The organism is Flavobacterium sp. (assembly GCF_049590715.1).
Taxonomy (GTDB): Bacteria; Bacteroidota; Bacteroidia; order Flavobacteriales; family Flavobacteriaceae; genus Flavobacterium.
The window spans coordinates 1-21,815 of record NZ_JBAWDL010000169.1 but is presented as its reverse complement, the minus strand read 5'-3'; the positions used below and the strand labels follow the sequence as shown (position 1 = coordinate 21,815).

The following is a 21,815-nucleotide window of genomic DNA, read 5'->3' as shown; positions in this document are numbered from 1 at the left end:
GTTTTATACTTTTGCAAGCATGTAAAACGGATACAAAATCAATGCCTATTGCTGATGCTGAGCTAAAGTTAGAAAACGTAGTTTCAGATCATCTTGTGAAGGATTGGACTTATTTTTTGCCTACATCAAGTGCTAATCAAGTAATCCAACATCAATATTATACTATTTCTTATAATGAAGAGGCGGAGCAGGCTGATTGGGTAGCTTATGAGTTGAAAAAAGAATATGTGAAAAATAACGATTTTAAAAGACCTTATTTTATAGAAGATCCTAAAGTTGATTCTAAATCAGCGGATTGGAGAAATTATAAAAATTCTGGATACGACAAAGGACATCTTTGTCCTGCTGGTGATATGAAGTTTGATTTAAATGCTTATAACGATACTTTTTATACTTCTAATATTTCACCTCAGTTACACGATTTTAATGCGGGAATATGGAATAGATTAGAACAAAAAGTACGTTTTTGGGCTGAAAGATATGATGGTGTGATAGTAATTACAGGTGGCGTTTTAAATAAGCCCTTAAGAACAATTGGGAATGAAAAAGTTATGGTTCCTAATTATTTTTATAAAATTGTATTTGAAAATGAAACAGGCAAGCACAAAATGATAGCTTTTTTAATGCCTAATATAAAAAGTAATAAAGCACTTTATGAATATATTGTTTCCGTTGACAGTATTGAAAAAATGACTGGTATTGATTTTTTTTCCAATCTAGAGGATAAGTGGGAGGATACCTTAGAGAAAAATACGGATTATAAAGCGTGGATTTTTTAATTAAAGATATTGATTACCATTCATTTACTTTGTTTGCGTCCATTTTAATAAAAACAAAAAGCAAAATTGTAAACCCCCAAAGTCCTGAACCTCCATAAGAGAAAAAAGGTAAGGGAACTCCAATGGTTGGGAACACACCTAACACCATAGCGATATTTACAAAGAAATGGATAAATAAAATGCTTGCTACGCAATAACCATAAACCCTACTGAACTTTGTTTTTTGACGTTCGGCCAAATATATAATTCTAAGCAACAAACAAACAAACATAATAATTACAAATAAGGAGCCCACAAAACCCCATTCTTCACCTACTGTTGTAAATATATAATCGGTATGTTGTTCTGGTACAAAGCCACCTTTGGTTTGTGTTCCTTCAAGAAAACCTTTTCCGAACCATCCTCCTGATCCCACTGCAATTTCTGACTGATTTGTATTGTATCCAATGCCTTTCATATCAACAGATTTACCTAATAAGATATTAAAACGATCTCGGTGATGTTGCTTGAATACATTGTCAAAAACATAGCTAACAGAGAGTACAAAGCCTGATATTAAAACAAAAATTATAGTACTTAAAACGATGTTTCTATCCCCTAATCTTGATTTGAAATAGATTAATACAATTGCTAATAACGCAATTAGAAGAACATATTGTGGCTCTAAGATTAATGTTAAAACAAATAAAACTATCGCAATAAATCCAGTCCATACATACCAAGCAGGTAATCCTTCACGATATAAAACGATAATAAGAAAACAATAGATTAGCGCGCTTCCAGGATCATGTGGAACGATAAGCATAATAGGGAGACCTAGTATACCAAGAACCTGTAATTGTCTATTGGTGTCTTTTAAATTTATTTGGACATCGCTAAGGTACTTGGCTAAGGCTAAGGCAGTGGCAGTCTTCACAAACTCTGAAGGCTGTAAACCAAACGATCCAAAGGAATACCAGTTGGCTTGTCCCTTTATCGTTTTACCAAAAACAAATAATCCCGCTAAAGAAAATAATCCAATGATGTATATCAAACTAGCATACTTTTCATATAATTTACCATCTACATAAAGTAAAATAAAGATTAAGGGTATGGTTAGAATAATAAAAACAAGCTGCTTTTCAGAAGTTCCCTCCATAGAAGACAACGACGAAGAATAGATGTTTAGCCATCCCATAATTACTAATAAACTATAGATGATTATACAAATCCAGTCAATATTGCTTGTTAAACTTTGATTTTTCATTTAATGAAGATCTAATTTATTTTTTTAACGGTATCTTTTTTAACTACTGGTATTGTGGTTTTTGCTTTCAAAAGAGAATCTTTAATTCTTAATTGCATTTTGACTGCTTCTGAAAGTCCTCCTAATTTAGCATATCGATCTTGTAAACTTCTTTCTAGTGTACGTTTTTCAAGATCTGTTCGCGTTATTTTATGTCTAAGATATTTTTCAATCATTAAACTAGCGATTGGCCCTGCTATTGTGGATCCAAAACCTCCATTTTCAACCATAACTGCAATGGCAATTTTTGGATTGTCTTTAGGGGCAAATGCAACAAATATAGAGTGATCCTCAAGTTTTGTGCGAACACCATTAATCTTTGCAAAATTCTCTGCTGTTCCTGTTTTTCCACAAATATCAATTCCTTCTACTCTAAGAGAACTAGCTGTCCCTAAATTATAAACGTCAAATAATCCGCTTATGACGGGTTTGAAATATTTTTTATCAATGGTAGTTACGTGTTTTGTAGTAAACTTTTTATCGATGACCCCTCCTTTAATTTTTTTGATTATGTGAGGAGTGTAGTAATAACCTTCATTGGCTACTGCAGCCATCATGTTAGCTAATTGTATTGGAGTCATCAAAACTTCTCCTTGGCCAATCGCATTCGATACAATTGTTTTGCTGTCCCAGCGCCAATCAGGATACATTTTTTTATACGTTTTTGAATCGGGAACCTTTCCTCTTTTTCCTGTAGGTAAATCATATCCCATAAATTGACCTAAACCAAAACTTTTAACATGTTGGCTCCAAACATCAACTGCATAAGGAGGGCTCTTGTATTTGTTTATCGTTCTCATATAAACGGTCCCAAAATAGGCGTTACAGGAATTATAGATACCATTATGTAATTGATGGGGGCCAAAACCATGACATTTCATAAATCTGCCTCTAGCATAACTAAAGCCATGATGACACATTACGGTAGTGGTTTCATCAATTACACCTTCTTGAAGAGCAATTAAACCTGTTAAAATTTTAAAAGGTGAGCCAGGAGGATATTCTGCTAGAAGCCCTCTATCGTATAATGGTTTTGCGATAGAATCTCTATATAAAAGGGTATAGTTTTTTGAACGTTGTCTTCCTACTAAAATGGAAGGATCATATGAGGGGGCGGTAATTAGGGCTAATATTTCACCAGTTTTAGGCTCGATAGCAACGATTCCTCCTCTTTTGTTTATCATTAATTCTTCACCGTATTTTTGAATTTCGGCATCAATGGTTAGGTTTATGTCTTCACCTTGTACCGCAATAGTGTCATATTTCCCTTCTTTGTAAGAGCCTATTTCCCTATTGTATTTGTCTTTTTGAATGTATTTTACGCCCTTTATTCCACGAAGGATTTCTTCATAGTTTTCTTCCACTCCTTGTCGGCCTATTAAATCACCGCTTTTATAGTAAGGATTTTTTTCGATCAATCTTTCGTTTACTTGAGTGATAAAACCAAAAATATTGGCGCCAAAATTCACATCATAATCACGTAACGAACGTTTTTGAAAATAAAACCCTTCAAATTTTCTTATTTTTTCTTGAAAAGCAGCAAATTCACTTTTGTTTAATTGTGCTAAAAAAACGGATGGAAGTCTAGGGCTATAAATTTTAGCTTTCTCAATGTTTTTAATATATGTTTCTTTGGTAATATTTAATAGATGACAAAATTCTAAAGTATCTATGTTTTTTAGTTCTCTAGGGATGACCATAATATCATAAGAAGCTTGGTTGGATACTAGTAGTTTTCCGTTTCTATCAAATATATAGCCTCTCTCAGGATAATCATATTTTATTTTTATCGCATTATTTTCTGATTTTAATTTGAAGGTATCATTGATAACTTGCAAATAAAATATGCGGATTACTAGCAATGATGCTGCAATGATAATTAGTGATGGCAGCAGTAGTTTTCTCATCGTTTTACAGGCTTAATAAGATATATTATAATAATGCAACTAATAAGAGTAAATAAGGCGCTTAATAGTGATCTAATCAGTATATCCCATATGAAATTTACTTGAAAAGCTTCTAAAATAAATAGAGTAATATGATGTAATAATACCGCTAATAGTAAGAATGAAAAACGTTCGGGGGTTAAGGAATCATTTATTCGAATGGTTTGATATTCATAACTTACACCAAACGAGAATTTAAAAATATATGGTCTAAAGTTTGCTAGTACCAAGCAGGCAGTAGCATGTATTCCTCCAGAATTTGAAAAAAAATCCATTGTTAGGCCTAATAAAAAACTTGCGATTAGTAATCCTGATTTGTTTCCATTAACTGGATATAACAATATAAACAAAATATAAGGAAGTGGCATAATAAATCCCAAAAATGTCATGTTGTTGAAAAGGATAATTTGAACGGCTAATAATAATATAAACCGTAAAATATTGACTAACAATGTGCTATTCATCTTTTTTACCGTTTTTTTCTAGATTATTAAGTTCAACTCTATTTTTACTTTTTATAATATAGACATGACCTAAATTTGTCATGTCGTTAAAAAGTTTAATATTCAAAGTGTAATAATTAGTTTGATTGTCAATATAAATTTTGTCAATCGTTCCAATATTAATATTTTCGGGAAAAATCACAGATTGTCCTCCTGTTACGATCGTATCTCCCTTTCGTACCGAAGCTAATCTAGGAACATCAATAAGTTGAACAAAACCAGTACTTTTTCCATTCCAAACTAAAGAACCAAAATGATTTGATTTTTTTATTTTCGCATTAATCTGAGATTTTTCATTTAAAACACTTAGTACGGTAGCATAATTTGGAGAAGTTTTATCGACTATGCCTACAATTCCTAAATTGTTAATCACACCCATGTCGGTCTGAACTCCTTTAAGAGATCCTGAGTTTAAAGTTAAGAAATTTTCCTGTGTATTATATACATTATGGATTACTTTTGAAACCAAAATATCATCTGGAGCAACTCCTTTTAGACTTTCGATTTTCTTAATCTCAGTGGTGTCTTTTGTTTTAAATAATATACTTTTTAGTCTAGCATTTTCTAATGCTAAAGCATCATTTTGAGTTCTTAAATTCAAATATTCGCTTACATTGTTGATTTTTTCATACACACCACCGCTTACAAAATTAGCCGAACTAATAATTCTGCTTTTGTGAAAAGAGTGTGATTGTATGGTAAGCAAAAGCGAAATGCATAATAACAGCAAAAACAGTAAACGATTACTGTTTTTGAATAGAAAATTAAAGATTTGCTGCATTCTCTTATTTGATTATGTGTTTCAAAATAGGCTTAAGATTCTGAATTTATAAAATTTATTAGATTTTATAAAATTCAGAAATATATAAGAAAATCTTATTTAATTAAGATGCTTTTAAATTTACCTATGTTTTTAAGGGCCATTCCTGTACCGCGAACAACTGCTCTTAAAGGATCTTCGGCAATATAAACAGGTAAATCTGTTTTTTGAGAGATTCTTTTGTCTAAGCCTCTTAACATAGATCCCCCACCGGCTAAATAGATACCTGTGTTGTAGATATCTGCTGCTAATTCAGGAGGCGTTTGGGATAACGTTTCCATTACGGCATCTTCAATTCGTTGAATTGATTTGTCTAATGCTTTGGCAATTTCTCTATATGATACTTCTACTTGTTTCGGTTTACCTGTAAGTAGATCTCTACCTTGAACAGACATGTCTTCTGGAGGAGTTTCTAAATCTTCTATGGCAGCACCTATTTGAATTTTTATTTTTTCAGCAGTGCTTTCTCCAACAAATAAATTATGTTGTGTACGCATGTAATATACAATGTCATTTGTGAAGACGTCACCTGCAATTTTTACAGATTTATCACATACGATACCACCTAATGCAATCACAGCAATTTCAGTTGTTCCACCTCCAATATCAACAATCATATTTCCTTTTGGCTGCATAATGTCAATACCAATACCAATTGCTGCAGCCATTGGTTCGTGTATTAGGTAGACTTCTTTACCGTTTACTCTTTCACAAGATTCCTTAACAGCTCTCATTTCTACTTCAGTAATTCCAGAAGGAATACAAACTACCATTCTTAAGGCAGGAGTAAACATTCTTTTCTTTAATGCAGGTATGCTTTTGATGAACATACTGATCATTTTTTCTGAAGCATCAAAATCAGCAATTACACCATCTTTTAACGGTCGTATTGTTTTAATGTTTTCATGTGTTTTACCTTGCATCAAATTGGCTTCTTTACCAACAGCGATAATTTTCCCTGAAATTCTATCTCTAGCAACTATCGAGGGACTGTCAATAACAACCTTGTCGTTATGGATAATTAAGGTATTAGCGGTACCAAGGTCTATCGCAATATCCTCGGTCATGAAATCAAAAAATCCCATATACTATTTTGGGTTAAAAGTTATAAATATAATTGCGCACAAAGTTAAACAAATTAATGTTTGAAATGACGAGTTCCTGTAAATACCATTGCAAGATTGTTTTCGTTACAATAGTTAATACTTAATTCGTCTTTAATCGATCCTCCTGGTTGAATCACTGCTGTAATTCCTGCTTCTTTTGCAAGAGCTACACAGTCTGGGAAAGGAAAAAATGCATCACTTGCCATAGAGGCACCTGTTAAATCAAAACCAAAATGCTTGGCTTTTTCAACGGCTTGTTGTAAGGCATCTACTCTTGATGTTTGACCTGTTCCAGAGGAGATTAATGTTCCGTTTTTAGCAAAAACAATAGTATTTGATTTTGTGTTTTTACAAATTTTTGAAGCAAAAATCAAATCTTCGATCTCTTGTTCAGTAGGACTTGTAATTGTAACGGTTTTTAAGTCGGCTTTATTGTCTGTAATGTTATTTCTATCTTGAATCAAGATACCATTAAGGCAAGTTCTTACTTGTCTTTGTGGTAGCTCCACTTCGTTTTGAATTAAGATGATTCTGTTTTTCTTTTCTTGAAGGATAGCCAATGCTGCATCATCATATGCTGGAGCAATCACTACCTCACAGAATAATTTGTTGATTTCAGTAGCAGTAGCTACATCAATAGTTTTGTTGGCAATTAATACGCCTCCAAAAGCAGAAGTAGGGTCACAAGCCAAAGCAGCGTTGTAAGCTTCGCTGATAGAATCTCTTGAGGCTAATCCACATGCATTGTTGTGTTTTAATATAGCAAATGTAGGCCCGTCAGTTTTGAATTCATTAATCAAATTAACGGCAGCATCTACATCTAATAAATTGTTGTATGATAATTCTTTTCCGTGTAATTTTTTGAAAATAGCGTCAAAATCTCCGAAAAAGAACCCTTTTTGATGAGGGTTTTCTCCATATCTTAATATTTGACCTTTTTCAATACTTTCTTTGTAATACGTTTCATCGGTATTGAAATAGTTGAAAATTGCACCGTCATAATGAGAAGAAACGTGGAACGCTTTTGTTGCCAATAATTTTCTGTCTTCTAGTGAAGTACTTCCGTTTTGTTTTGTAATTATGTCTAAGAACAAGCTGTACTCATTCATAGAAGCGACAATAACAGTGTCTTTAAAGTTTTTAGCAGCAGCACGAATTAAAGAAATTCCACCAATATCAATTTTTTCGATAATGTCAGACTCACTTGCTCCAGAAGCAACTGTTTTTTCAAACGGGTATAAGTCAACAATAACTAAGTCAATTTGTGGGATATTGTATTCTTCCATTTGTTGAATGTCTCCTTCATGATCTTGTCGGTTTAAAATGCCTCCAAAAACTTTTGGATGTAATGTTTTTACTCTTCCTCCTAAAATTGAAGGGTAAGAAGTAACATCTTCAACTGGTACAACAGGAATTCCTAAATTTTTTATAAAATCTTCTGTTCCACCTGTAGAGTAAATGGTTACATTATTACTGTGAAGTTGTCTTACAATAGGTTCAAGACCATCTTTAGAAAAAACGGAAATTAATGCTGATTGAATTGTTTTTGTTGTGCTCATCTTAAGTTGTTATTTGAAAGTGCAAAAATAGTTTTTTAAACTGAAAATTAAGCTATTTGGTGAAAAAGATAAATTGGTTTTTATGAATAATTTTATTGATTTTATATGCAAAGTTTTTCATTCTATAGTTGTTGTATTTATTTTTAGGTTTTTGAATATAATTTGTTGAATTTTACTATTCTAAAAATTTGATAAAAATGTTTTTATATCTCCGGTTGTTGAAGGAAAGCTTTGTGTTTGCTTTACACGCATTGACGAATAACAAGTTAAGAACGTTGTTGTCGTTGCTTGGAGTTACGATAGGGATTTTTTCAATCATAGCGGTGCTCGCCGCTGTGGATTCTTTAGATCGAAAAATCACTAAAGATTTGAGTAATTTAGATAAAAACACTATTTATTTAATGCGTTTTTCTTTTGGACCTTCTGAGATTCCACAATGGAAAAGAGAGCAATTTCCAAATGTAAAATATGATGAGTATGTTTATCTGAAAGGAACATTGAACAATACCGATCAAGTGGGTTTTCAGTTGTTTGTAAAAAAAGAATCCTTGAAATATGAGGAGAAAATAATAAGTGATATTAATATAGTACCGGTGTCAGCCGAATTTATAAAAATTCAAGGTTTAGAGTTTGATAAAGGTCGTTTCTATAATGAATCAGAAGCTAATTCTGGTAAAGCAGTCATTGTTTTGGGAGCTGATGTTTCTGAGAATCTCTTTGGAGTAGAAGAACCTATAGAAAAAAAAATTAGGCTATACGGACAGCGTTTTTCGGTTATTGGTGTTTTGAAGAAAAAAGGAGCAGGTTTGTTTGGAGATAGTAATGATACTTCGGTTTATTTACCAGTTAATTTTTTGCGACGCATGTATGGTGATAATAATGCAGGCATGACACCAGTCGTTATTTTGAAGCCTAATAAAGGAGTAGATATGGATGCTTATCAAGCGGAAGTAGCTAGTAAATTAAGAAATTTTAGAGGGGTTAAGGATGGTGAAATTGATAATTTTTTTATTAATGTGTTCTCAGGTTTTACAAATTTGATAGATGGTATTATTGGTCAAATGAATGTTGTGGGATGGATTATAAGTGGCTTCTCTTTGCTTGTTGGTGGTTTTGGAATTGCAAATATTATGTTTGTTTCGGTAAAGGAAAGAACAAATCTTATTGGTATACAAAAATCTTTGGGAGCCAAAAATCATTTTATTTTGTTTCAGTTTTTATTCGAATCCATTATGCTTTCTGTTTTTGGAGGTCTGATTGGGTTGTTTTTTGTTTGGGTTATTTCTGTTGTACTAACAAGGATGGTAGATTTTGAATTTGTGTTGGGGATTGGGAATGTGTTGTTAGGGACAGGACTGGCTGCTTTAATAGGTTTGATTTCAGGAATAATACCAGCGATTACGGCTTCAAAATTAGATCCAGTTGAGGCAATTAGAACTGGAATGTGATTGGGGTGTTTTTTTTAAGTATTACTTTTATACCAAAAAAAAATCCCAAGAAATAATTTCCTTGGGATTTGAGATTTTATGATGCTTGTGGACTATCTAATTTCGTTATTTTGAATTAAATCAATATACAAGTTAATCTTGTTTTTTAACTCTTTTCGGGCAGTTATAAAGTCAAGAAAGCCATGTTCTAATAAGAACTCAGCAGTTTGGAAACCTTCTGGTAAATCTTTACCAGTTGTATCACGTACTACACGAGGTCCAGCAAAACCAATCAAGGCGCCTGGTTCAGCAATATTAATATCACCTAGCATAGCATATGAAGCAGTTGTTCCTCCTGTTGTAGGATCCGTACATAAAGAAATGTAAGGTAGTTTTGCCTCAGCAAGTTGTGCTAGTTTTACAGATGTTTTAGCTAATTGCATTAAAGAATAAGCAGCTTCCATCATTCTGGCTCCTCCTGATTTAGAGATCATTACAAATGGTAATTTGTTTTGAATAGCGTGGTCAATACCTCTTGCTATTTTTTCACCTACTACAGCTCCCATAGATCCGCCAATAAAAGCAAAATCCATACAGCAAATCACTAAGTCTTTTCCTTTTGATTTACCAACACCAGTACGTACTGCGTCCTTAAGTTTGGTTTTTTCCATAACATCTTTTAGACGATCTGCATATTTTTTTGTATCAACAAATTGCAAAGGGTCTTTGGATGTTAGGTTTTTATCCAATTCAACAAATTCATTGTTGTCGAATAAAATTTCAAAATAGGTAGCACTACCAATTCTAACGTGAAAACCGTCTTCAGGACTTACAAATAAGTTGCGTTCTAGCTCATCAGCGTCAATAATTTTCCCAGTAGGAGACTTGTACCATAGACCTTTTGGAACATCCATTTTGTCTTCGGTAGCCGTAGTAATTCCTTTTTCTTTTCTTTTAAACCAAGCCATATTTTAGAGTTATGAGTTAAAAGTTATGAGTCATAAATTAGAAATTTTGGCTTTCATAATTTATAACTCATAATTTATCTTTTATAGTGTATTCACGTTGTTTAAGTCAGCAAATGCTTGCTCAAGTCTTGTGTTGAATGTTACTTCACTTTCACGAATCCATTTTCTTGGATCGTAGTATTTTTTGTTAGGAACATCTGATCCATCAGGATTACCAATTTGAGTTTTTAAGTACTCAATATTGTTAACCATATAATCGCGGATACCTTCTGTGTAAGCAAATTGTAAGTCAGTATCAATATTCATTTTGATAACTCCGTAACCAATTGCTTCTCTGATTTCTTCAACTGTAGATCCAGATCCACCGTGGAAAACGAAATCAATAGGATTACTTTCAGTTTTGTATTTATCTTGAATGTACTCTTGAGAGTTTTTTAAGATTTTTGGAGTTAATTTTACGTTACCTGGTTTGTAAACACCATGGACATTACCAAAAGCAGCTGCAATAGTGAATTTAGGACTTACTTTAGAAAGTTCTTCGTAAGCATAAGCTACTTCTTCTGGTTGCGTGTATAATTTAGAGCTATCAACATCAGAGTTGTCAACACCATCTTCTTCACCACCGGTAATACCTAATTCGATTTCAAGAGTCATACCCATTTTACTCATTCTTGCTAGGTAGCCTTTGCAGATTTCGATATTTTCTTCGATTGATTCTTCAGATAAGTCAATCATATGAGAAGAGTATAAAGGTTTTCCAGTTGCTGCAAAATGTTCTTCTGAAGCATCTAATAAACCATCAATCCATGGTAATAATTTTTTTGCACAGTGGTCAGTATGTAGGATTACAGTTGCACCATATGCTTCTGCTAATGCGTGAACATGTTTTGCACCAGCAATACCACCAGCGATAGCTGATTTTTCGTTCGCATTTGATAATCCTTTACCAGCATTGAATTGTGCGCCTCCATTAGAGAATTGAATAATAACAGGAGCATTTAGTTTTGCTGCAGTTTCAAGTACACCATTGATAGTGCTTGAGCCAGTTACGTTTACCGCTGGAATTGCAAAACCTTTTTCTTTTGCATAGTTGAAAATTTCTTGAACTTGATCTCCAGTAGCTACGCCCGGTTTAATGTTGTGTGCCATTTTAATTGTTTTTAGATATTCTAGTTTCTAGTTAAGACTGCAAAAATAAGAATTAAATAGGATTAGAAAGGGTAATTTATACCAAAATTTAAAACAGACCTAGAAAAAGTAAAATCGGTAAGCCATTTTTCATCTGTTTTATTGGCTGGATTGATGGTTTTAAAACCCATGTCAAATCGTACTACAAAAAAATTAAAATCATATCGTAAACCAAAACCAGTTCCTAAAGCCAAATCTTTTAGGTCTTTTAAATTATCAAATCTGGATTCTTCATCAGTAACATTATCTTGTATGTTCCATATGTTTCCAGCGTCGGCAAATAAAGCCCCTTTTAGATTATTATAGATGTTAAATCTAAATTCAGCACTCAATGCAATTTTCATATTTGCTTCATTAAAGTCTAATTCTGATTGACTACTTCCTGGTCCTAAACTATAGGGCTGCCATGCTCTGTTGTCATTTGAACCACCCGCAAAGTAACTTCTTGTAAACGGAATATAATCTGAATTCCCAAAAGGTATTGCAATACCAAAAAAAGTTCTAATAGCTAAAACTTTTTGTCTGGGTAGTTCCCAATGTTTAATGTAGTCAAACTCGGTTTTTATATATTCTGAATAGGCTAAATTGAAGATCTCATGATTTCCTTCGTTATTTTTAGGTAATTTTGCAGCTTCTGAAATCAATGATAATAAAGATCCTGCAGATTCTATTTTAGCTTTAAATTGATGAAAATCATTGTCTTTGATATCCTTTTTCGTGGTTTTTGTAAAAGAATAGTTTGAAGCTAAGATGAAATTGTTTTCGCTTAAGCGTATTCTTCTTTCGGTGATACTAACGATGTCTTTATATTCTTTGTCTTGAGGTTGTAAGCTTGTACCTAATAATAGAGCGTCCGCAATGAAATTTGAAGTTCCATTGTCAATTGTTAAGTTATTATTTGAGTCAACATAATCAGGATTTGTATTGTACTTTTTAGCGAGTGCATTTAATGCATTATAGGAAGACGTGTAAACATTAAAGTAGTTTTGCGGATTTAAGTTGTTTACAAATTGAATGTTAAATAGGTCTACTCGAGCCGTGTTGTTACGTTGTGGTGTCCAGTTGTAAGTAAATGCCCCAGTGAAATTTTCTTTATCTAAACCTATATTTGTTTGTTTGGTGAAGCCAAAGGAAACTGTTGTGGAAGGAATCATGCTTTTAGGTATGATTTTTTCAGTTCCAAAAGGTAGTAGTATTCTTGGGAAACCTAATTTAAAATCGACACCATATTCTGAGACATTAAAGAATTGGTTTTTTGGATTAGCTAAGCTTTTTGAGGAACCAATAGTACCATGAGCAGAAATCTCTAGTGTTTCAGCTCCATTAAAGATATTTCTTATAGTAAGGGCTGGACTTAGGGATATTCCAATATCTTGAATGTTTGAGTGAGTAACATCAGCAGAAGTTCCAAAACTGTATTTTTTTCTAGGTGTCAAATAGATTTTTGCAATTAATGAGCTTTTAGTAGTATCTCTTTTGTCAACCTCATATTGAATACTTGGATAATTAAATATCTTTAGATTGTTAAGGTAGCGAGTTGTGAGAACCGTTTTGGTATCGGCAAAATAGCTTCCTTTAGTTATAAATACAGCATCAGTAATGGCATAGGGCTTGTATTTTAATTTCTCATGACTATATAAATTAAAGTTTTTATAAGTAGTACTGTCTTTGATTGTTCTATTACTATTGTTTGAGGAATAGTCAGTATATATATTTACATCACTAATTTTATATCTTTTAAAAGGTTCTGTTTTAGTAGAATCTTTATCTTGATAGGAATAATTATTAATGATAAGGTTTACATTAGCTTTGTTTTGTTTCTGAATAGTATCAATATCAAAGTTGATGTAGGTGGGTTGAAAATAATAAACCCCACGGTTTCTGAAGAGTGTTGTTATTCTGTTCTTTTCTTCTTCAAAATCGATCGTTTTATATTGTTCACCTGATTTTATTAAACTACTATTTTGTCTTAATTTGTACAATGAATCTAAGGCTGGTGTTGCTATTGAAGTGCTTATGGTATCAAGTAAATAAGGATTTCCAGTAGTAATATTGTATTTTACTTGAGCTTTTTTTTGGGTAAGGCTATCAATTTCATAGTTAGCTTTAATGTTAAAGAAACCATTATTGAAATAGTGAAACTTAAGTCTCGAAACTGATTTTTCAGTTTTAGCAGAGTCAATTATTACGGGAGCTTCTCCTGTTTTTTTTAAGAAATCATGTATGCCGTGATACCAAAAAGATTTACCAAGTCGATTTACTTGTTTTGCTGATAACCAGTTAGATTTGCGTTTGTATTTTTCAGGGTCATTAATGAATTTTGCTTGGTAAGTAGAATCGGGATTTAGATTAGCTAAATTATAAAGGTTAAGTCGCAACTTAAAACCTAGTAATGTTCCGTTTGGTTTTTGGTATAGTTGATCACTTACTGTTTCATCATTTGAATTTTTACCATTTACTACGATTTTGTTTTTTGTAAGTAGATGTTTGCCTTCTGGAACTCTTTTTTCCGCATTACATGCGGATATAATTATTCCTATTATAATAATAAATGATATTTTTGTTGAAATTTGTTTCAAGGTGTCTAAAATATTTAATTCAAAAGTACATAATTTTATGGTTAGTAAAAACCAAATAAAACTTATAACTAGTTTACAGCAAAAAAAGTATCGAATAGCACATAAATTGTTTTTTGCTGAAGGCATAAAGGTAATTCAGGAGTTATTGGATTCTAATTTTGAATTAGTCAATTTGTACACTACCAAGGATGATTTTAGAGAAGTTTCGTCTTCATTTAAAATAACTATTCAGGAGGCTGATTTAAAGAAAATTTCTGCATTGGCAACTCCTAACAGTTGTTTAGCCATTTTCAAAATACCAAATGAGAAGCCTATTGAAGATTTAGGATTAATTTTGGCTCTTGATTCTGTGCGTGATCCTGGAAATATGGGTACAATACTAAGACTTTGTGACTGGTTTGGAATTAAACAATTAGTATGTACAATCGAGACAGTAGATATTTATAATCCAAAAGTGGTTCAAGCAACTATGGGGTCTATTGCTAGAGTTAATGTGAGTTATATTGATTTAAAAAAATATATTAGTCAGGCTAAAGTTCCTGTTTTTGGAACTTTTATGGAGGGACAAAATATTTATAAAACTAGTTTGCCTCAAGAAGGGATACTTATTATGGGAAATGAGGCAAATGGAATTTCTCTTGAGTTGGAGGAAATGATTTCAAATAGACTTACTATTCCTCGATTTGGGAATCTTCAAAAAACAGAAAGTTTAAATGTAGCCACCGCTACAGCAATTGTATTAAGTGAGTTTAGGCGAGAATATTAATGAAATGTAAAATTGATTAATATAGCTCGATTTTTTATAGAATCTATATTGCTAGTCCATGGACTGTTAGGATCATTGTCTCGGATTAATTCGTCTGTAAGTCCGAATAGACCTCTTATTGATGGCGAAAAGATAAAATATTCCGAATAAATATCGATTCCAAAACCTAACTCGTAATTAGCAGACCAAGATTTAACTCTAAATTTTTGTTCATAATTATCGTCTAACGATTTGGAATTACTCGATAAGTTTAGCGTTGCAGAGACGCCACTTAATAAATAAGGACGAATGTTTCCTGTTCTCAATGAAGAAAATTTTAAGAGCAGAGGAAAGTGGATGTAAGTACTGTTTACTTCTCTAAGAACATCAATTTGGTTAGTAAAGCCCGGAAAAGATAAATCTCTTTTGGTATAGTACAATCCAGGTTCGAATCGTAAATTAACATATTGATGGAGTTTAAGGTCAGCTACTACTCCCACATTAAATCCTGTTGTCTTTTTTACTTGAATATCTTGCCCTACATTTTTGTAGTCAATTTTGAAATCAAATGAATTAAAGCCTAAAAAATAACCAAAATAGACTCTTTGTTTTTGGAAATTTTCTAAGTGAATGATAGGATCTTTACCAAAAATATTTGTGCCCGTTTGAGCCATTCCTTTAAGTGATAGTGTGAGTAAAATTAAAAAGAGTGTTATTTTTTTCATATATACTTAATGAATGTCTTTGTTATTTTTTTGATGCTGAATAGATTGTTGCTACTCCAAAAGTTTGAGGCGTAGCCGTTACATCTATAAACCCAATTTTTATTAAAATATTGTTTAACGCTTCACCATAAGGAAATTGTGCTGCTGATTCTGATAGGTATCCATAAGCAACATTATCCTTGGAAAATAGTTTACCAATTAGAGGTAGTATGTTTTTACTGTAAAAATTATACCCCTGTTTGTAAGGTGTTTTTTCAGGTATCGAAGTTTCTAAAATAACAAAAATACCATTAGGTTTTAATACTCTCAAAATTTCATGTAATCCTTTTTCAAGATGTTCAAAATTACGAACACCAAAGGCTACTGTAATGGCATCAAAAAAATTATCTTCAAAAGGAATGTTTTCTGAATCTGCCAAAACCATTTCAATAATGTTGGATAGTCCTTTTGTTGCAATTTTTTCTTTACCTACTTCAAGCATGCCAGCTGAAATATCGAGTCCGATTATTTTTTCAGCGTTGGTTTCAGCCATCAAAATGGCTAGATCACCAGTTCCTGTTGCAATGTCTAATATGGTTGAAGGGTTTGACTTTTTGACGATTTGAAGGACTTTTTTGCGCCATTTTACATCTATTCCAAATGAGATCACTCGATTTAAGTTGTCGTAATTGCCTGATATAGTGTCAAACATTTTTGCAACTTGTTCTTTTTTGCTTAATGTTGAATCTTTATAAGGGGTTATGTTTTTTGACATTGTATTGCTAATTTTTTTACAAATATAATACAATCTCTTTTGAACTTTAATTTAGAATTAGAAATAGAGGTAAAATAAAAGTTTTAAAGTTTATTGAAATATCACTAAAAGTGGGTATTGTGTTCTATGGATTTAATGTCGAATTTTACATTATAAATAGTAATATTTATAATCAATGATTACAAAGGAATTGATAAGTCTAATCAAATGGTTGATTTTTGCGTTAGTTATGTCATTTGTCTTGTGAGTTGTTTTGACGGTGCTGTTTAAAAAAAAACAGTAATAAGTTGTTAACGCAAAATACGTTCTTAGGATTAAATTTGTTTTTGGAAATTTTAATTTTCTTTGTCTTTAATGCCTTCGTGGTATTTGGTATTAGAGGCTACTTTGAGATGTACTCTCAAAAAAACATCAAATGTTATCATCTTCATAACTGGAGGTTTCTTAACATTTACATTATTTATATTAGGTTGTCAAATTCTGCTCTAAGAAAGGCTACTTTTCCTAATCATTGAAAAACAAGCACCCTAGTCTACTAGGGTGCTTTTGTTTTTTTAATATAGGTTTGATAGGTGTAATCAAAAAGATGCTTGTCATCTTTTGAATGGAATTCAGATTCACTCAGTTTCCATTCGTCTTCATCTATTTCAGGAAAGAAAGCATCGGCTTCAAAAGTGTGGTGTACTCTTGTGAGTTCTATTTTGTTTGAATAAGGAAGAGCTAGTTTGTAGATTTCCCCTCCGCCAATGATAAAGGTGTCTTCGTCTTTAGGGCTAATTCTTAAAGCTTCGTTTATACTATTAACAACAATGCATCCTTCTGGTTTATAGTCATCCTGACGGCTAATTACAATATGAGTTCTATTAGGAAGTGGTTTTGGGAAACTTTCAAAAGTTTTCCTTCCCATGATGATATGATGTCCTGTTGTTAGTGATTTGAATCTTTTGAAATCATTAGGTAAATGCCAAACGAGTTCGTTGTTTTTTCCTAAAGCATTGTTTTCTGCAGCAGCAGCAATCATTGTAATCATTTGGTTTTGTTTATGAGATCGTTTCCTCGTTTATCTTTTGTTGTAATTCGTTTATTTTTTTTTGTTGTAATCCAACCATTCGATCGATTTGTTCACGCTCCCAGTTTTTGTTCATAAAGCGATCGGTAATATAAACTTTTATAAAATGTAATAGAAAGAGAAAAGTCCAAATTGTAATTCCAAATATAAACCAGTTGTGGTTTATAGTGGTTGTGAATATTTTAGTAGATAAAAAAAGAAATAAACTAAAGGAAATAAGTAAAACAAAATGAAAATAGAGCCTTTTTTTTTGTTTTATCCGTCTGCGTGCATACTCGTATAATTCGTGGTGTTCTCTTTCCATGGGATCAAATTTAAAAAATAAAGATAAAATTTAATTTGTTATGATACTATTTTAGGAAGTTATTAATTATTTAGAAAACGATTTCTTTTTCATGATGTTAAACTTTGGTTTCTAATTTTTACCAAATATGTTAAAAATTAACATCTTGAATGTTATTATCCTAAATCGGTGTTGTTTTGTACAAAGTTAAATATATTTTATTTTCTTTGTTTCATAATATTAAAAATGAAATAGTTATGTCAATTAAGAAACAATTTATAAAATCAAAACCAGTTTGTAAAGTTACTTTTTCTATCGAAGCTAAAGATGCACTTAATGCATCAGTTGTAGGCGATTTTAACAATTGGAATATCGAGGAGGGAGCTTTGAATAAATTAAAAAATGGAACTTTTAAAGGGGTCTTTAATTTAGATACGAATGCTTCATACGAATTTAAATATGTAGTTGATGGTACATATGTAAATGATGAGGAAGCTGATTCTTTTAAATGGAATGAATTTGCTGGTACTGAAAATGGTGTTGTAGTAGTTTAATTAAACAGCTACAATTCCTTTTATACCTGCATGAGGTTCGTATCCGACTAAAGTGAAGTCCTCAAAGTCAAAATCAAAAATATTTTTTATCTCGGGATTCAGCATCATTTTAGGTAATGGTTTTGGTTCCCGTGATAATTGTAATTCAAGTTGCTCAAAGTGGTTGTTGTAGATGTGTGCGTCTCCAAAAGTGTGTATGAAATCCCCAAGTCCTAGATTGCATACTTGAGCGATCATCATAGTCAGTAATGCATATGATGCAATGTTGAAAGGTACACCTAAGAATATATCAGCACTACGCTGGTATAGTTGACAAGAAAGTTTTCCGTCTGCTACGTAAAACTGAAAAAAAGCATGACAAGGAGGTAAAGCTGCTTTATTATTGGCTACGTTTTCTGAAAATGATTTCGTCGTGTCAGGAAGAACAGACGGATTCCAAGCCGAAACAAGCATTCTACGGCTGTTTGGATTTGTTTTTAATTCGTTGATTAAATCTTTAATTTGATCAATTTCTTCACTGTTCCAATTCCTCCATTGGTGTCCATAAACAGGGCCTAGATCTCCATTCTCATTAGCCCAAGCATCCCAGATTTTTACTCCATTTTTTTGAAGGTATTCAATATTTGTATCGCCTTTTAGGAACCATAATAGTTCATAAATAATTGATTTTAGATGTAGTTTTTTAGTAGTGACCATTGGGAAGCCTTCGTTTAAATCAAAACGCATTTGGTATCCAAAAACACTTTTAGTTCCTGTCCCTGTGCGATCCCCTTTTTGGTTTCCGTTTTCAATTACGTGTTGTACTAAATCTAAATATTGCTTCATAGTATGTATGATTTTGGGACAATTGTTTAAATAATTAACGAGTAAATAAGTTCTTAATTATGCTTTTCAAGATTCTCTTTTTGAAATTTCGTCTCTGATTTTTGCTGCTTTTTCATAGTCTTCATGACTTACCGCTTGTTCTAGTAATTCAGTTAATTCTTGAAGACTGTTTTTAATATAAGGACGTCCATTAGCATGTTCATCTTCATTTCCGAAAGTTTCTGGATTAGAGAGGATATCGTCTATTTCTTGCGAGTCTTTATCTGTTTCTTGTGGATTTGCTTTTAAGAAAATTCCAGCTTTGTCAAGGATGTTTTTATAGGTAAAAATTGGTGCGTTAAAACGTAATGCTAATGCGATAGCATCAGATGTTCTAGCATCTATTATCTCTTCAATTTTGTCTCTTTCGCAAATTATGCTTGAGTAAAAAACGCCATCAACTAGTTTGTGAATAATAACTTGTTTTACGATAATGTCAAAACGCTCAGCAAAATTTTTAAATAAATCATGTGTTAATGGGCGAGGTGGTTTGATTTCTTTTTCTAAAGCAATAGCGATAGATTGTGCTTCAAACGCTCCTATGACAATAGGGAGTTTTCTTTCTCCGTCAACCTCGTTTAGAATCAAAGCATAAGCTCCGTTTTGAGTTTGACTGTATGAAATGCCTTTTATAGATAGTTTAACTAAACTCATGTTAATTTTAGGTTTTAGATTTTAGATACTAAAATCAAAGAATTGTTTCGATAATCATATTTTTAAATGAAAGTACATAAATGGAAATGATTAGCCTACAAAGAAACAAAATCTTTTCTTACCTTCAAAAGTAAACAAGGGGATAAAGACAAAAAATAATAAAGTCTGCTTATACAAAAAAGAGCTACTATAAATTTAATTATAACAGCTCTTTTAAATGTTTTATAAAACTTTGGGCTTGTTTATTGTGCTTTGAAAGCTTTCAGTTTTTCAATTAATTGGGGTACTACTTCAAAGGCGTCTCCTACGATTCCGTAATCAGCTACTTTGAAGAAAGGTGCTTCCGGGTCTGTGTTAATTACCACTTTAACTTTAGAGGCATTAATACCTGCAATATGCTGAATGGCTCCAGAGATACCAATGGCTATGTATAGATTTGCGGCTACTGGTTTTCCTGTTTGCCCTACGTGTTCCCCATGTGGTCTCCATCCTAAATCTGAAACAGGTTTAGAACAAGCAGTTGCTGCACCAAGAACTGTTGCTAAATCTTCGATCAATCCCCAGTTTTCAGGTCCTTTTAATCCACGACCTCCAGAAACTACGATGTCGGCATCAGCTATTGATACTTTTCCAGATGCTTTTTCTGTTGATTCTATTTTGATGTTAAAATCAGCGTCATTTAAATTTGGTGAGAAATCTTCTTCTGAAAGTGAAGAAGGGGTTTCGATGATTCCAAAAGAGTTTTTAGCTAATCCGAGTATTTTTATATCGGTGTTGATTTCAGTAGTATTGAATGCTTTGTTTGAAAAGGCAGTTCGTTTAACTTGAAAAGGAGTAGTGCTAATAGGTAATCCTACTACATTGGTTACTAAACCAGCTTCTAGTGAAACAGCTACTAATGGTGAAAGATAGTGGCTGTCAGTTGTTGAAGAAAGCAAAATTAATTTAGCGTTTTCTTTTTGAGCAGCTTGTTTGATGGCATCTGCATATCCTTTGGCATTAAAGCTAGTTAATTTGTCGTTGTTTATTTTTAGTACTTTATCAACGCCATACTTTGCTAAGTCCGAAACATCGTTTGTGTTGAAGCTAATCGCTGTAACAGTTGTTCCTAGTGTTTCTGCTACTTTTTTTGCGTAAGAAGCTAATTCAAAAGCTACTTTTTTGAATTTCCCTTCGGTAGATTCTGTGTATATTAATATAGACATGGTGATTATAGATTTTAGATTTAAAATTTAGGATTTAGGATTTCTCAAAGAATCCTAAATCCCAAATGCTAAATTTTTTAAATTACTTTAGCTTCGTTGTGTAATAAATTAATTAATTCATCTAAATTATCTGCAGGAATCAATTTTACGGCAGATTTTGGTGCTGGTTTTTCAAATTTTACTGCCTTAGTATTTGTTGCTGCATCAATTGGTTCTATAACTGTCAAAACTTTAGTTCTTGCAGTCATAATCCCTCTCATGTTCGGGATGCGCAAATCTTTCTCTTCAACTAATCCTTTTTGACCTCCAATAATTAAAGGAAGTGATGTTGAAACAGTTTCTTTACCTCCGTCAATTTCACGAACAATTTGAGCGTTGGTGCCTTCTATAGAAATGTCTGTACATGCATTAACGAAATTATAGCCTAAGATCCCTGCAATCATGCCTGGAACCATTCCGCCATTATAGTCTAATGATTCTTTACCTGCAATAACTAAATCGTATCCGCCATTTTTGATGACTTCGGATAATTGTTTAGCAACATAAAAACCATCAGTAGGAGTTGTGTTTATTCTTATAGCTTCATTTGCGCCTATGGCTAATGCTTTTCTTAACGTAGGTTCAGTTTCTGCTCCACCTACATTGATTACAGTAACAGTTGCTCCTTGTTTTTCTTGGAACCAAATAGCACGTGTTAATCCGAATTCGTCATTTGGATTGATTACAAATTGTACGCCGTTTGTGTCAAATTCAGAGTCGTTATTAGTGAAGTTAATTTTCGAAGTAGTATCAGGAACATGAC

Annotated in this window: 21 protein-coding genes; 4 read left to right on the top strand and 17 right to left on the bottom strand. The window is 32.4% G+C overall.

Annotation, left to right across the window (positions count from 1 at the left end; genetic code table 11):
• Positions 1 to 41 precede the first annotated feature (41 nt).
• Complete coding sequence (locus WBQ70_RS07925) at positions 42 to 779, top strand: DNA/RNA non-specific endonuclease (RefSeq protein ID WP_423912642.1); 738 nt, start codon at positions 42 to 44, stop codon at positions 777 to 779.
• A 13-nt stretch (positions 780 to 792) separates the two neighbouring features.
• Here WBQ70_RS07925 and rodA read toward each other — a convergent pair whose 3' ends face one another.
• The 6 genes from rodA to purH form a co-directional block, all read right to left on the bottom strand.
• On the bottom strand, positions 793 to 2,025 hold the full coding sequence (gene rodA, locus WBQ70_RS07920; RefSeq protein WP_423912640.1) for a rod shape-determining protein RodA: 1,233 nt from the start codon (positions 2,023 to 2,025) through the stop codon (positions 793 to 795).
• A gap of 11 nt (positions 2,026 to 2,036) precedes the next feature.
• Positions 2,037 to 3,971 carry a penicillin-binding protein 2 gene (gene mrdA / locus WBQ70_RS07915; protein ID WP_423912637.1) on the bottom strand — a complete coding sequence of 645 codons (1,935 nt, stop codon included), beginning with the start codon at positions 3,969 to 3,971 and terminating at the stop codon, positions 2,037 to 2,039.
• Positions 3,968 to 4,474 (bottom strand): rod shape-determining protein MreD, encoded by a 507-nt coding sequence (locus WBQ70_RS07910; RefSeq protein WP_423912634.1) that lies wholly within the window; start codon positions 4,472 to 4,474, stop codon positions 3,968 to 3,970. The genes mrdA and WBQ70_RS07910 overlap by 4 nt, the downstream gene beginning before the upstream one ends.
• Positions 4,467 to 5,294, bottom strand: coding sequence for a rod shape-determining protein MreC (mreC, locus tag WBQ70_RS07905; protein ID WP_423912631.1), 828 nt, complete (start codon positions 5,292 to 5,294; stop codon positions 4,467 to 4,469). Before mreC ends, WBQ70_RS07910 begins: the two co-directional genes overlap by 8 nt.
• A gap of 95 nt (positions 5,295 to 5,389) precedes the next feature.
• Positions 5,390 to 6,418, bottom strand: a complete 1,029-nt coding sequence (locus WBQ70_RS07900) for a rod shape-determining protein (protein ID WP_423912628.1) — start codon at positions 6,416 to 6,418, stop codon at positions 5,390 to 5,392.
• A gap of 53 nt (positions 6,419 to 6,471) precedes the next feature.
• Positions 6,472 to 7,998 carry a bifunctional phosphoribosylaminoimidazolecarboxamide formyltransferase/IMP cyclohydrolase gene (purH, locus tag WBQ70_RS07895; RefSeq protein WP_423912626.1) on the bottom strand — a complete coding sequence of 509 codons (1,527 nt, stop codon included), beginning with the start codon at positions 7,996 to 7,998 and terminating at the stop codon, positions 6,472 to 6,474.
• Positions 7,999 to 8,195: 197 nt separating this feature from the next.
• On the opposite strand from purH, the gene WBQ70_RS07890 reads away from it, so the two are divergent.
• On the top strand, positions 8,196 to 9,446 hold the full coding sequence (locus tag WBQ70_RS07890; protein WP_423912624.1) for an ABC transporter permease: 1,251 nt from the start codon (positions 8,196 to 8,198) through the stop codon (positions 9,444 to 9,446).
• A gap of 92 nt (positions 9,447 to 9,538) precedes the next feature.
• Here the strand turns inward: WBQ70_RS07890 and accD are convergent, their stop codons facing one another.
• The 3 genes from accD to WBQ70_RS07875 all read right to left on the bottom strand — a co-directional run bounded on the left by accD (position 9,539) and on the right by WBQ70_RS07875 (position 14,160).
• Complete coding sequence (gene accD, locus WBQ70_RS07885; RefSeq protein WP_423912621.1) at positions 9,539 to 10,393, bottom strand: acetyl-CoA carboxylase, carboxyltransferase subunit beta; 855 nt, start codon at positions 10,391 to 10,393, stop codon at positions 9,539 to 9,541.
• 81 nt (positions 10,394 to 10,474) lie between these two features.
• On the bottom strand, positions 10,475 to 11,542 hold the full coding sequence (gene fbaA / locus WBQ70_RS07880; RefSeq protein WP_423912618.1) for a class II fructose-bisphosphate aldolase: 1,068 nt from the start codon (positions 11,540 to 11,542) through the stop codon (positions 10,475 to 10,477).
• Between the two features lie 62 nt (positions 11,543 to 11,604).
• Entirely contained in the window at positions 11,605 to 14,160 is a 2,556-nt protein-coding gene (locus WBQ70_RS07875; protein ID WP_423912615.1) for a BamA/TamA family outer membrane protein, read from the bottom strand.
• Between the two features lie 37 nt (positions 14,161 to 14,197).
• On the opposite strand from WBQ70_RS07875, the gene WBQ70_RS07870 reads away from it, so the two are divergent.
• A complete protein-coding gene (locus WBQ70_RS07870) occupies positions 14,198 to 14,926 on the top strand; it encodes a TrmH family RNA methyltransferase (RefSeq protein ID WP_423912612.1) in 729 nt (242 codons plus the stop codon).
• On the opposite strand, the gene WBQ70_RS07865 is transcribed toward WBQ70_RS07870, so the two are convergent.
• From WBQ70_RS07865 to WBQ70_RS07850, 4 genes are all read right to left on the bottom strand, one after another.
• The gene (locus WBQ70_RS07865) at positions 14,923 to 15,630 is read right to left on the bottom strand and encodes a porin family protein (RefSeq protein WP_423912609.1); all 708 of its coding nucleotides are present in this window, start codon (positions 15,628 to 15,630) and stop codon (positions 14,923 to 14,925) included. The genes WBQ70_RS07870 and WBQ70_RS07865 overlap by 4 nt on opposite strands.
• Before the next feature lie 22 nt (positions 15,631 to 15,652).
• A complete protein-coding gene (gene ubiE / locus WBQ70_RS07860) occupies positions 15,653 to 16,384 on the bottom strand; it encodes a bifunctional demethylmenaquinone methyltransferase/2-methoxy-6-polyprenyl-1,4-benzoquinol methylase UbiE (RefSeq protein ID WP_423912606.1) in 732 nt (243 codons plus the stop codon).
• A gap of 535 nt (positions 16,385 to 16,919) precedes the next feature.
• Positions 16,920 to 17,414, bottom strand: coding sequence for a dihydrofolate reductase (locus tag WBQ70_RS07855; RefSeq protein ID WP_423912604.1), 495 nt, complete (start codon positions 17,412 to 17,414; stop codon positions 16,920 to 16,922).
• Positions 17,415 to 17,424: 10 nt separating this feature from the next.
• On the bottom strand, positions 17,425 to 17,757 hold the full coding sequence (locus WBQ70_RS07850) for a 2TM domain-containing protein (RefSeq protein WP_423912601.1): 333 nt from the start codon (positions 17,755 to 17,757) through the stop codon (positions 17,425 to 17,427).
• A 236-nt stretch (positions 17,758 to 17,993) separates the two neighbouring features.
• On the opposite strand from WBQ70_RS07850, the gene WBQ70_RS07845 reads away from it, so the two are divergent.
• Positions 17,994 to 18,290 (top strand): isoamylase early set domain-containing protein, encoded by a 297-nt coding sequence (locus WBQ70_RS07845; protein ID WP_423912600.1) that lies wholly within the window; start codon positions 17,994 to 17,996, stop codon positions 18,288 to 18,290.
• On the opposite strand, the gene WBQ70_RS07840 is transcribed toward WBQ70_RS07845, so the two are convergent.
• From WBQ70_RS07840 to WBQ70_RS07825, 4 genes are all read right to left on the bottom strand, one after another.
• Complete coding sequence (locus WBQ70_RS07840) at positions 18,291 to 19,115, bottom strand: thymidylate synthase (protein ID WP_423912598.1); 825 nt, start codon at positions 19,113 to 19,115, stop codon at positions 18,291 to 18,293. It abuts the gene before it with no gap.
• Positions 19,116 to 19,181: 66 nt separating this feature from the next.
• The gene (locus WBQ70_RS07835; RefSeq protein WP_423912595.1) at positions 19,182 to 19,808 is read right to left on the bottom strand and encodes a bifunctional nuclease domain-containing protein; all 627 of its coding nucleotides are present in this window, start codon (positions 19,806 to 19,808) and stop codon (positions 19,182 to 19,184) included.
• A 242-nt stretch (positions 19,809 to 20,050) separates the two neighbouring features.
• A complete protein-coding gene (locus WBQ70_RS07830; protein ID WP_423912592.1) occupies positions 20,051 to 21,013 on the bottom strand; it encodes an electron transfer flavoprotein subunit alpha/FixB family protein in 963 nt (320 codons plus the stop codon).
• 77 nt (positions 21,014 to 21,090) lie between these two features.
• A partial coding sequence (locus WBQ70_RS07825; protein ID WP_423912589.1) for an electron transfer flavoprotein subunit beta/FixA family protein occupies positions 21,091 to 21,815 on the bottom strand: 725 nt, incomplete at its 5' end.